Annotated in this window: 10 protein-coding genes; all 10 read left to right on the top strand. The window is 44.3% G+C overall.

Annotation, left to right across the window (positions count from 1 at the left end; genetic code table 11):
* Window positions 1-61: 61 nt before the first annotated feature.
* The 10 genes from sdaAB to smc all read left to right on the top strand — a co-directional run bounded on the left by sdaAB (window position 62) and on the right by smc (window position 11,990).
* Entirely contained in the window at window positions 62-724 is a 663-nt protein-coding gene (gene sdaAB, locus ACQKL0_RS04420) for an L-serine ammonia-lyase, iron-sulfur-dependent subunit beta (protein ID WP_402868255.1), read from the top strand.
* Between the two features lie 42 nt (window positions 725-766).
* Window positions 767-1,651, top strand: a complete 885-nt coding sequence (gene sdaAA / locus ACQKL0_RS04415) for an L-serine ammonia-lyase, iron-sulfur-dependent, subunit alpha (protein WP_402868257.1) — start codon at window positions 767-769, stop codon at window positions 1,649-1,651.
* The gene (recG, locus tag ACQKL0_RS04410) at window positions 1,648-3,699 is read left to right on the top strand and encodes an ATP-dependent DNA helicase RecG (protein ID WP_402956259.1); all 2,052 of its coding nucleotides are present in this window, start codon (window positions 1,648-1,650) and stop codon (window positions 3,697-3,699) included. The genes sdaAA and recG overlap by 4 nt, the downstream gene beginning before the upstream one ends.
* Window positions 3,700-3,824: 125 nt before the next feature.
* Entirely contained in the window at window positions 3,825-4,382 is a 558-nt protein-coding gene (gene fapR, locus ACQKL0_RS04405) for a transcription factor FapR (RefSeq protein WP_402868260.1), read from the top strand.
* A 25-nt stretch (window positions 4,383-4,407) separates the two neighbouring features.
* A complete protein-coding gene (gene plsX, locus ACQKL0_RS04400) occupies window positions 4,408-5,397 on the top strand; it encodes a phosphate acyltransferase PlsX (RefSeq protein WP_402956261.1) in 990 nt (329 codons plus the stop codon).
* A 23-nt stretch (window positions 5,398-5,420) separates the two neighbouring features.
* Window positions 5,421-6,368, top strand: a complete 948-nt coding sequence (fabD, locus tag ACQKL0_RS04395) for an ACP S-malonyltransferase (RefSeq protein WP_402956263.1) — start codon at window positions 5,421-5,423, stop codon at window positions 6,366-6,368.
* On the top strand, window positions 6,365-7,108 hold the full coding sequence (gene fabG / locus ACQKL0_RS04390; protein ID WP_402868264.1) for a 3-oxoacyl-[acyl-carrier-protein] reductase: 744 nt from the start codon (window positions 6,365-6,367) through the stop codon (window positions 7,106-7,108). The genes fabD and fabG overlap by 4 nt, the downstream gene beginning before the upstream one ends.
* Window positions 7,109-7,166: 58 nt before the next feature.
* Complete coding sequence (locus ACQKL0_RS04385) at window positions 7,167-7,400, top strand: acyl carrier protein (protein WP_053345291.1); 234 nt, start codon at window positions 7,167-7,169, stop codon at window positions 7,398-7,400.
* Between the two features lie 262 nt (window positions 7,401-7,662).
* Window positions 7,663-8,406: a ribonuclease III gene (rnc, locus tag ACQKL0_RS04380; RefSeq protein ID WP_402868266.1), complete on the top strand. Its 744-nt coding sequence runs from the start codon at window positions 7,663-7,665 to the stop codon at window positions 8,404-8,406.
* Between the two features lie 20 nt (window positions 8,407-8,426).
* Window positions 8,427-11,990: a chromosome segregation protein SMC gene (gene smc / locus ACQKL0_RS04375; RefSeq protein ID WP_427686417.1), complete on the top strand. Its 3,564-nt coding sequence runs from the start codon at window positions 8,427-8,429 to the stop codon at window positions 11,988-11,990.
* Window positions 11,991-12,016: the final 26 nt, after the last annotated feature.

The raw sequence follows: 12,016 nt of genomic DNA, 5'->3' as shown, positions 1-12,016 counted from the left end.
AACCTCTAGCGTTTTTCTTTAGGTTCTTAAAGTCCAGCGCGTAATGAAGGAGGAATAGAACGTGAAATATAGGAGTGTATTTGATATTATCGGTCCCGTTATGATTGGACCTTCGAGCTCACATACAGCCGGAGCTGCGAGAATAGGCAGGGTGGCAAGGAATCTATTCAACAAAGAACCGAAATGGGCCCGTATTTCTTTTTATGGGTCTTTTGCAAAGACCCATAAAGGTCATGGGACGGATGTGGCCATTGTAGGGGGACTACTTGATTTTGATACTTTTGATGAGAGAATCAAAGAATCTCTTGATATAGCCCGTCAAAAGAACATGGACATTGCCTTCCAAGAAGAAGAGGCCGTTCCGGAACACCCGAATACTGTGAAGATAACGGTTGGTGATGATGCGGATGAACTGGAGCTCGTTGGGATATCGATTGGAGGTGGCAAAATCGAAATAATCGAATTGAATGAATTCAAATTAAGGCTTTCGGGTCACAACCCAGCCATACTTGTCGTTCATGATGACCGTTTCGGAGCTATTGCCAATGTCTCTAACGTTTTGGCCAAGCATCAAATTAATATAGGACAGATGGAAGTATCACGAAAAGAAAAGGGAAAGATGGCACTTATGACCATCGAAGTGGATGTGAATATAGAAGAGCAAGTCATCGATGAAATTTCGAAATTGCCTCATATCACCAAGGTCGCAAGGATTGTCGACTGAGTTACTTGAGGCAACCGTTTTCATTAAGGAGGGAAAGAGGACATGTTTCGAAATGTAGCAGAACTAGTAGAATTGGCAGAAGCAAAGCAAGTGAAAATTTCGACGCTCATGATCGAACAGGAAATGGAGGTGTCGGGTAAAACCCGGGACCAAATCATCCACCAGATGGGTGTAAACCTTGACGTCATGGAACAGGCCGTTGAAAAAGGGCTCCAAGGAGTCCGTTCCGTTTCGGGTTTGACAGGTGGGGACGCCGTGCTTCTTCAGAATTATATTAAAACGGGAAACTCATTATCGGGTGAACTTTTGTTGGATGCGGTCAGTAAAGCTGTGGCAACAAATGAAGTGAATGCAGCGATGGGGACGATATGTGCGACGCCAACTGCTGGATCGGCAGGCGTTGTCCCAGGAACTTTGTTCGCTTTGCAGAATAAATTAAAGCCAAATCGGGAACAAAAAATTGAATTCCTCTTCACTGCAGGGGCATTTGGTTTCGTTGTTGCTAATAATGCTTCGATTTCTGGGGCCGCAGGAGGTTGCCAGGCGGAAGTGGGTTCAGCATCAGGGATGGCCGCGGCCGCCATCGTTGAAATGGCTGGTGGAACGCCATCTCAAAGTGCCCACGCCATGGCGATTACATTAAAGAACATGCTTGGTCTGGTTTGTGACCCTGTTGCTGGGCTCGTAGAAGTGCCTTGTGTGAAGCGGAATGCGATGGGGGCAGCTAACGCCATGGTGGCAGCTGATATGGCGTTAGCAGGTATTACAAGCCGAATTCCGTGCGACGAAGTAATCGATGCCATGTACAAAATCGGACAGGCGATGCCATCGGCCTTAAGGGAAACTGCACAAGGAGGATTAGCGGCCACACCGACTGGACGGAAGTTGGAAGCGAAGATCTTTGGCTTGCCGTTAAGTAACAAGTGAGCAACAGCTTACAGGAACCAATTACGGCAGTTAAGGGCATTGGGGGAGAGACAGCTGCTGCGATGCAGGAAATGGAGATCCATACCGTCAATGATCTTCTAGAGCATCTTCCCTATCGCTATGAAGACTACCGGTTAAGGGACTTAGAAACGGTTGAACATGAGGAACGCGTCACTGTAGAAGGGAAAATTCATACAGTGCCGACCTTGGGCTATTTTGGGAAGAAGAAGTCCAGGCTAACGATTAAGTTGTTGACTGGAAGATATTTAATTACGGTTATATTTTTCAATCAGCCTTATTTGAAATCAAAACTTACAATTGGGGAAACCGTGACAGTGACAGGTAAATGGGATCGTCATCGCCAAACCATCACTGGTTCGGAATGCCATGTTGGAGATCATAGCCGGGAAAAGGAATTCGAACCCGTGTATTCCGTCAAGGGGAGCATTACGGTAAAAGGTATGCGTCGCCATATCACGAATGGTTTTTCCCAATATGGAAATATGATTGAGGAAAACCTCCCACCACAGCTGCTGACAACCTATAAGTTGATGCCACGTAAAGATGCGCTTCGCATGATGCACTTTCCTATATCGGCAGTTGATGTTAAGCAAGCCCGCCGTCGTTTTGTATATGAGGAGTTTTTGCTGTTTCAGCTGAAAATGCAGGCACTTCGTAAAATACAGCGCGAACAGTCAAGAGGGACTGGACAAGAATTTGATAGGCAGCAGGTGAAGGGATTCATTGATACCCTCCCGTTTCCATTAACGACTGCCCAGAACAGGGTTGTCGAGGAAATCCTGACTGACATGGAATCGCCTTACCGTATGAACCGGCTTTTACAAGGAGATGTAGGCTCAGGAAAAACGGTAGTGGCCGCGATTTGCCTATATGCGACCATATCGGCCGGTTTCCAAGGAGCGCTAATGGTCCCGACTGAAATTCTGGCTGAGCAGCATACTCAATCATTGACCGCCATGTTAGAACCAGTCGGAGTAAAGGTGGCTTTATTGACCTCCTCGGTAAAAGGGAAGAAGCGTAGAGAATTATTGGAGAAACTTGAATTAGGGGAACTTGATCTTTTGATTGGAACCCACGCACTGATTCAGGACGAGGTGAACTTCAAGGACCTCGGTTTGGTTATAACGGATGAACAACATCGGTTTGGTGTGGAACAACGACGCGTCCTGCGTGAAAAGGGAGGAAATCCCGATGTCCTTTTCATGACGGCGACACCGATTCCCCGTACACTCGCCATTACAGTGTTCGGCGAGATGGACGTTTCCACAATCGACGAAATGCCGGCTGGACGGAAAGCCATCGAAACGTATTGGGCGAAACACCAAATGCTCGATAGAATCCTCTCCTTTGTAGAAAAGGAACTTCAAAAAGGCAGACAAGCATATGTCATCTGCCCATTGATCGAGGAATCGGAAAAACTTGACTCCTTGCAAAATGTTCTCGATGTCCATGCCATGCTTACGCAATACTTCGTGAATCGTTATAAGGTGGGGCTCATGCATGGGCGTTTGCCTGCGGATGAAAAAGATGAAGTGATGCAGGAATTCAGTTCCAACGAAGCGCAAATCCTTGTTTCCACCACAGTTGTCGAAGTTGGGGTGAATGTACCCAATGCCACGGTGATGGTCATTTATGATGCTGAACGATTTGGTCTTTCCCAGCTGCATCAGTTACGTGGCCGAGTGGGGAGGGGGAGCAACCAGTCTTTTTGCATCCTGCTTGCCGATCCGAAAACGGAAGTCGGGAAAGAGCGGATGAAGATCATGACAGAGACGAATGATGGATTTGTCCTTTCCGAGAAGGATTTGGAGCTTCGAGGTCCAGGGGACTTTTTCGGTAAAAAACAAAGCGGGCTTCCCGAGTTCAAAGTGGCGGACATGGTCCATGATTACCGGACGCTGGAAGTTGCAAGGGAAGATGCTGCGAAATTGATAGCCTCAAATAGTTTTTGGCATGCACCAGAATACGCATCGCTCCGGTCACATTTGGAAGGTACAGGCGTATTGACAGGAGAAAAGCTTGACTGATCTTCTTGATTGAATGAAACAGTAAAACAGATTGTGAGAATTTCCACAAAATCTTGCAATCTGTTTTTAAAATATATATACTACTATTAGTACCTAGTCATAATACTATGGATGGTGACCTTCAAATGCGAAGAAATAAGAAGGAACGCCAGCAATTATTAATCGAAACGATTAAACAGAATCCTTTTGTAACGGATGAGGAGCTGGCTGAAAAGTACTCGGTGAGCGTCCAGACAATTAGGCTCGATCGTCTTGAATTATCAATACCGGAGCTTCGTGAACGTATAAAAAACGTAGCCGAGAAGAAATTCAGTGACGAAATAAGGGCATTGCCATTGGATGAAATCATTGGGGAAGTAATAGATTTGAATTTAGATGAAAATGCAATTTCTATTTTAGATATAAAAAAAGAGCATGTTTTTAAGCGCAATGGAATCGCAAGGGGTCATCACCTTTTTGCTCAAGCTAATTCATTGGCGGTGGCGGTCATCAATGATGAACTGGCCTTAACGGCAAAAGCATCCATTCTATTTACTCGTTCCGTCAAGGAAAATGAAAGAGTGGTAGCTAAAGCGAAAGTTAAAAAGGTGGAGTATCAAGCAGATCGTTCCGTAGTGGAAGTCAGAAGCTACGTAGGAAATGAAATGGTATTCAAAGGTGAGTTCGAAATGTATCGCTCTTAACTTGCTTAGAAAAGGATGAACGTTCATGAAAATAACGCTAGATGCAATGGGTGGAGACAATGCTCCAAAGGCACAGGTATTAGGAGCCATGAAAGCAGTCGAGGCCTTTCCCGATGTGGAAATAACCTTAGTAGGGAACGAAGGCGAAATCAACCAGTTCTTAACGAAAAATGAACGGATCAAGATCATACATACGGAAGAAAAGATACTAAGTACCGATGAACCTGTTCGTGCGGTCCGTCGCAAGAAGAATGCATCGATGGTATTAGCAGCCCGCCAAGTGGCCGATGGAGAAGCGGATGCATGCATATCTTCAGGAAATACAGGTGCTTTGATGGCAGCCGGCTTGTTCGTTGTCGGGAGAATCGAAGGAATCGAACGTCCAGCATTGTCCCCAACCTTGCCGACAATAGATGGTAAAGGTTTTGTTTTTCTTGATGTGGGAGCGAATGCAGAAGCGAAACCGGAGCACCTGCTTCAATTTGCCATAATGGGTTCCGTATATGCCCAAAAGGTGCGTGGAATTGAAAAACCGCGTGTGGGCCTTTTAAATATTGGGACTGAAGAGAAAAAAGGGAACGAGCTGACGAAGCAGGCTTTCACGCTCCTTCAGCAATCATCGGACATCTCCTTTATAGGGAATGTAGAGGCCAGGGATCTTCTGAACGGTCCGGCAGATGTAGTTGTGACGGATGGCTTTACAGGAAATATGGTGCTGAAAACGCTTGAGGGAACAGCCATGAGTGTCTTTCATATGTTAAAATCCGCGTTGATGAGCAATATGAAGAGTAAGATTGCCGCAGCACTAGTGAAACCGGAACTAAAAGGCATTAAAAATCAAATGGATTACTCGGAATATGGTGGGGCTGGATTATTCGGTTTGAAGGCACCTGTCATCAAGGCACACGGTTCTTCCGACGCAAATGCGATTTATAACGCGATCCGTCAGACCCGGGATATGGTGAGTCATGATGTGATTCCGACCATTGCGAAGACGATAGAAAAAGTCCAATAAATATAGAGATAGGGGAGTTTGGGATGGGTAAGATTGCTTTTGTCTTTCCAGGACAAGGTTCACAGTCAATAGGGATGGGTTTAGACTTATTTGAGGTAAATGAGCAAGCACGGAAAATTTTTCAAACGGCGGATGAAAAACTGGATTTTGCGCTATCCGAGCTTATATTCAATGGCACTCAGCAGGAATTAACGGTAACCTATAATGCTCAACCTGCGCTATTGACTACAAGTTATGCCTTGTTCAATGCCTTGGCGGAAGCGGGCATCCAGCCTGATTACACTGCAGGACATAGTTTAGGGGAATATACGGCATTGGTAGCCTCAGGTGCAATTTCTTTTGAGGATGCTGTCTATACTGTTAGAAAACGTGGTCAATTCATGGAGGCCGCTGTTCCGAATGGCCAAGGCTCGATGGCCGCAATTCTGGGAATGGACCGTACAGCACTCGCTCTTGTAACGGCTGATATTACTGATGCAGGTGAATCCGTTCAGCTGGCTAACATTAACTGTCCGGGGCAAATCGTCATTTCCGGAACGGCAGAAGGCGTCAAGCTTGCGAGCGCAAAAGCGAAGGAAAGCGGAGCAAAACGTGCTCTCCCTCTTGATGTAAGCGGGCCGTTTCATTCTGAATTAATGAAACCTGCGGCTGAACAACTTCAAAAGGTACTTGATGAAGTGAGTTTCCGACAGGCACCCATTCCGGTGATTTCAAACGTAACGGGCGAGCCTATCACAGAACCATCTGAGATTAAAGATAAATTAATTGAACAATTGTATTCACCAGTTCTTTGGGAAGATAGTGTCAAAAAGCTGCTTGAATTAGGCGTGGACACGTTCATTGAAGTGGGACCAGGCAAGGTGCTGGGAGGATTGATTAAAAAAATCGACCGATCCGTCAATATTCACTCAGTATCGAATACAGAAACCCTACATAAAACGGTCGAAGCATTGAAAGGGGAACTAGCATGATTCTTGAAGGTAAGAAGGCACTAGTAACTGGTGCTTCCCGCGGTATCGGCAGGGAAGTGGCATTGGAACTCGCACGGCAGGGAGCGGACGTAGCTGTCAATTATGCTGGAAGCGAAACAAAAGCTAATGAAGTGGTCGATGAAATCAAGGCACTTGGGCGAAAAGCATTTGCCGTTCAATGCGATGTATCAGATAGTGAATCAGTAACAGGCATGATTAAAGAGGTCATTGAACAATTTGGCCGGGTCGACATTTTAGTCAATAATGCTGGAATTACCCGTGATAATTTATTGATGCGGATGAAGGAAGAAGAATGGGATTCGGTAATCGATACGAATTTAAAAGGTGTCTTCCTTTGCACAAAGGCAGTCACAAGACAAATGATGAAGCAACGTAGCGGCAAAATCATCAATATGGCTTCCATCGTCGGTGTGATGGGGAATGCGGGGCAGGCAAACTATGTTGCAGCCAAGGCAGGCGTGATTGGCTTGACAAAGTCCACTGCCAAGGAGCTTGCATCAAGAGGGATCACGGTCAATGCGATCGCTCCAGGTTTCATCTCCACGGATATGACTGGTGAACTGACGGAAGACGTGCAAAAAGCGATGCTGTCACAAATACCTTTAGCCCGCTTCGGTGACCCAAAGGATATTGCATCAGTTGCCACGTTTCTCGCTTCAGAGGCAAGCAGCTATATGACGGGTCAAACCCTTCATATTGATGGCGGTATGGTGATGTAAGTTTAGGTTTGATTTTTTTGAAATATAATTTATAATGTCTTGAGGGGAGGTGAACATATTGGCAGATGTATTAGAAAGAGTAACGAAAATCGTTGTAGATCGCTTGAACGTTGAAGAATCAGAAGTAAAGCTTGAAGCTTCATTCAAAGAAGATCTTGGTGCCGATTCCCTAGATGTAGTCGAACTAGTCATGGAGTTTGAAGACGAATTTGATATGGAAATTTCGGACGATGACGCTGAAAAAATCGCCACAGTGGGTGATGCTGTGAATTACATAAAAAGCACTATGTAATGTTAATGTCTTTTGATTAAAAGCTCCGTTTTTTAACGGGGCTTTCTCTTGTAATGTAAGGGTCTGGAAAATAACAGGCTTGAACGAATACGTGCAGTTCCGATTAAGTTCCATGTGTCAAGCATCAACGCTGCTGGCTATTTTTCTTTAAGCGGATTATACTGTATGATGGTACATAGGAAAGCTTGACAGGAATTCCTGCCAGGTTTCTTTTTATATGTAGGAAAAATTTGTTTTTGAACCGTAGTGGAGGGTTTTTGTGATGCGTAGGAACGTAAATAATCGTAAACCATTAAGTAAGGATAATAAATTTAAAGAGTTACAGGACAATCTGGGTTTTCATTTTGAAGATGAAAATTTGTTGAAAAAAGCTTTTACACATTCATCTTATGTGAATGAGCATCGCCGCAAGCCTTACGAAGATAATGAAAGGCTAGAATTTCTAGGAGACGCAGTACTTGAACTGACAATCTCGAAATATCTGTATCAGAAATACCCGATGATGAGTGAAGGAGAGCTTACGAAATTAAGGGCAGCCATTGTCTGTGAGCCGTCACTAGTCGACTTTGCCAACAGCCTCTCTTATGGGGAATATGTATTGCTTGGTAAAGGGGAAGAAATGACAGGCGGTAGAGAACGCCCTGCCATGCTTGCAGATGTATTTGAAGCCTATATCGGCGCTTTATATCTTGACCAAGGATTAGAGCCGGTTGTGCAGTTCTTGAAAAATGTCGTGTTTCCGAAGATAGACGAGGGTGCTTTTTCTCATGTGATGGATTATAAGAGCCAGCTCCAAGAGCTTATCCAACGGGATGCAATTGGGGTTCTGCAATACAAAATACTGCAGGAAAAAGGACCGGCCCATAATAGAGAGTTCGTTTCGACGGTTTCTTTGAATGGGGAAGATCTAGGAACTGGTGTGGGAAAATCGAAAAAAGAGGCAGAGCAACATGCCGCCGAACACGCATTGGCCGTTTTAAAGAAAAAAACTCAACAAGATAGTTGAACAGTAGAGGGGGAAAGGTCATGTTCCTCAAACGCTTGGACGTTGTAGGATTCAAATCTTTCGCAGATAAAATTTCGATTGAATTTGTACCTGGTGTCACGGCAGTGGTTGGACCGAACGGTAGTGGTAAAAGCAATGTGACTGATGCAGTCCGTTGGGTTCTTGGAGAGCAATCCGCAAAATCACTGCGTGGAGCAAAAATGGAAGATATCATCTTCTCAGGAAGTGACACAAGAAAGGCCTTGAATTTTGCAGAGGTTTCCTTGACTTTGGATAATGAGACCAACACCCTTCCAATTGACTTTCATGAAGTTAGTGTGACAAGAAGGGTATATCGATCGGGTGAAAGCGAATTCTTCATTAATAATCAAGGATGCCGCCTGAAAGATATCATTGAATTATTTATGGATTCAGGACTTGGACGCGAAGCATTTTCCATTATCAGCCAAGGGAAAGTGGAAGAAATCCTTAGCAGCAAAGCAGAAGAAAGACGAGTTATTTTTGAAGAGGCCGCTGGTGTCTTGAAGTATAAAACAAGAAAAAGAAAAGCGGAATCAAAACTGACAGAAACACAAGATAATCTCAACAGGATTCATGACATCCTTCATGAACTAGAAGGTCAAGTGGAACCCTTGAAAATTCAATCTTCCCTGGCCAAAGAATATTTGGATAAGAAAGAGGAACTTGAAAAAATCGAAGTGGCTTTGACCGTTTTTGAAATTGAAGAACTTAATGAAAAATGGGAAAGTCTTACCCAGGAACTTGGGAAACACAATGAGATGGAGCGACAATTGGCTGGAAGGCTTCATGAACGTGAAGAGCATCTTAAAGAGGTTCGAGGAAGCATTGCCGGACTCGAAACATCTATTAACGAGCTTCAAGAAGTGCTATTGAACGCCAGCGAAGAGCTTGAGAAGCTTGAGGGTCGTAAAGAAGTATTGAAAGAACGGAAAAAGAATGCGGCACAAAATAAATCACAGCTTGAAAAAGCGATTATAGAGGGCAAGGCAGCCGTTGAACGTCTTTCTTTACAAAAGGAAAGAGAAACGGAAGTTCTGCATGCATTGAGTTCTGAAGTAAAACAGCTTCAAGAGCTTTTACATGAAAAACAAAAAAGCTTAGGTCTATTCAATACCGACATTGAAGCCCTGATAGAAGTGAAGAAAAGTGACTATATCGAGTGGCTGAACAAGCAGGCTGCCGCCAAAAATGAAAAGCATTACCTTCTGCAGCAACTCACGCAGCAGGAACATAAAAATTCCAAACTGGATCACGAAAATGAAAAATTCCTTACCGAGAGAACGGAAATCACTGCTAAAAAGTCAGAATACTCCAAGCGTATGGAAAAACTGAGCAAGCAGCTTGAAGACCATGTCACTTCTTTCCGAAATCAACAGAATAAGCTACAAACGGCAAAAGATACGTATCAAAAACAGGAAACGACCCTATATAAGGCCTATCAATTCCTTCAACAGGCAAAATCCCGAAAGGAACTGCTTGAAGAGATGGAAGAGGACTATGCAGGCTTCTTTCAAGGTGTTAAGGAAGTCCTAAAAGCAAAAGGTACTCTAAAGGGCATTGAAGGTGCAGTGGCGGAACTGATCAAGGTCCCAAAGGAATATGAAACCGCCATCGAAACAGCACTAGGTGGGGCGATGCAACATGTGGTTGTGGAGAGAGAAGAACATGCCCGTGAAGCCATTTCCTTCTTGAAGAAAAACAGGTTTGGACGGGCGACTTTCCTGCCCTTATCTGTCATCAAAGGAAGAGAGATTTCATCGAACCAGCTATCGATGCTGAAGAATCACCCTGCTTTTGTCGGGACAGGTTCCTCGTTGATCCAATATGATGAGAGACATGCTTCCATCGCGGCAAACCTGTTAGGAACCGTCATTATCACAAAGGACTTAAAAGGAGCCAACGAACTGGCAAAAATGGTGCAGCACCGTTTTCGCTTTGTTACGCTTGAAGGGGATGTCGTCAACCCTGGTGGTTCGATGACGGGTGGAACGATCAAACAAAAATCGACTTCACTACTATCCCGGAAAACCGAGCTTGAAGAATTACATGAGAAGCTAGCCGGGATGGAATTAAAAACGAACCAGCTTGAAAAACAGGTAAAACAGCTGAAGGTGGATGTCGGTGTTCAAGAGCAAACGCTTGAACAAACGAGAAAAACAGGTGAAATGCTACGATTACAGGAGCAATCCCTGAAAGGTGAACTTCGTGAAGTCGAGCTACAAGAAAGAAATGTGAATGATCGCCTACACCTTTATGATTTGGATAAAAACTCCTATTTAGAAGAGCAACAGCAAAAGAAAGCAAGGCTCGAAGAATTGGAAGAACTGTTGGAATCCTGTAAAGTGGAAATCGATGGGCTTGACCGCCTTATAGCGGAAATGACAGAACAAAAACAATCACAGCAATCATCAAAGGAAAGTCTTGCCGAAGAAACGAGCGAGTTAAGGGTAACATTGGCCTCAAAACGCGGTCAGCTTCAAAATCAAAGAGAAAAAATGGAACGGCTTGAGGCGGACTTGGCAAAAGAGACCAGCACCTTAACTGAAAACAAGGATGACTTGGGGCTTTTAACAAATGAAATGACGGACAGTTCGAGTGGGGAAGAAACGCTTGAAGACATGGCCCAACAAAGATTGCTTGATAAGAATGCGGCCATTGAAAATATTTCCGCCAAAAAACAGGAAAAGACCGAAATGCAAACTCATCTCGAAACCCTCGAAATAGCTTTGAAAGAGGAAAGTCGTCTCTATAAAGGTATCGTTGAAGTGGTCAAGGATGAAGAGGTCAAATTAACCCGACTTGATGTGGCGCTGGAAAACCGCCTGGATCATTTACGCGAGGAATATACATTATCCTATGAAGGGGCTAAAGAAAAGTATCCATTAATGATACCTATCGAAGAAGCTCAGAAAAAGGTAAAGCTCATTAAGCTGGCCATTGAAGAATTGGGGACGGTCAACTTAGGAGCAATAGACGAGTATGCCCGTGTAGCCGAAAGGTACGAGTTCCTTCTCGGTCAAAAAGAAGATCTGCAGCAGGCTAAGGATACCTTATTCCAGGTTATCGACGAGATGGATGAGGAAATGAAACGACGCTTTTCAGAAACATTCTATGCGATTCGTGAACAGTTCGAACAGGTATTTAAATCACTGTTCGGTGGTGGCAGGGCTGAATTAAAACTGACAGATCCCAATGATTTATTGAATACGGGAGTAGATATCATCGCACAGCCTCCGGGGAAAAAACTACAGAACTTAAGTCTCTTGTCCGGTGGAGAACGAGCATTGACTGCAATTGCTCTTTTATTCTCGATTTTAAAGGTCCGGCCCGTTCCTTTCTGTATCCTCGATGAAGTCGAGGCGGCACTTGATGAAGCGAATGTAGTTCGTTTCAGCCAATTTTTAAGGAAATTCAGTCAAGAGACTCAGTTTATAGTAATCACCCATCGTAAAGGGACGATGGAGGAAGCGGATGTCCTCTATGGCATTACGATGCAAGAGTCAGGTGTTTCCAAATTAGTTTCCGTTCGTATGGAGGAATCAGAGAACTTTGTTGAAATATAAATCCATGAATTAGAGGAAGTGGGACA

Origin of the sequence: Peribacillus sp. NPDC097264 (genome assembly GCF_050277925.1) — a bacterium.
Taxonomy (GTDB): Bacteria; Bacillota; Bacilli; order Bacillales; family DSM-1321; genus Peribacillus.
Note: the sequence above shows the minus strand (reverse complement) of the source record. Positions and strands in the feature narration are given on the sequence as shown.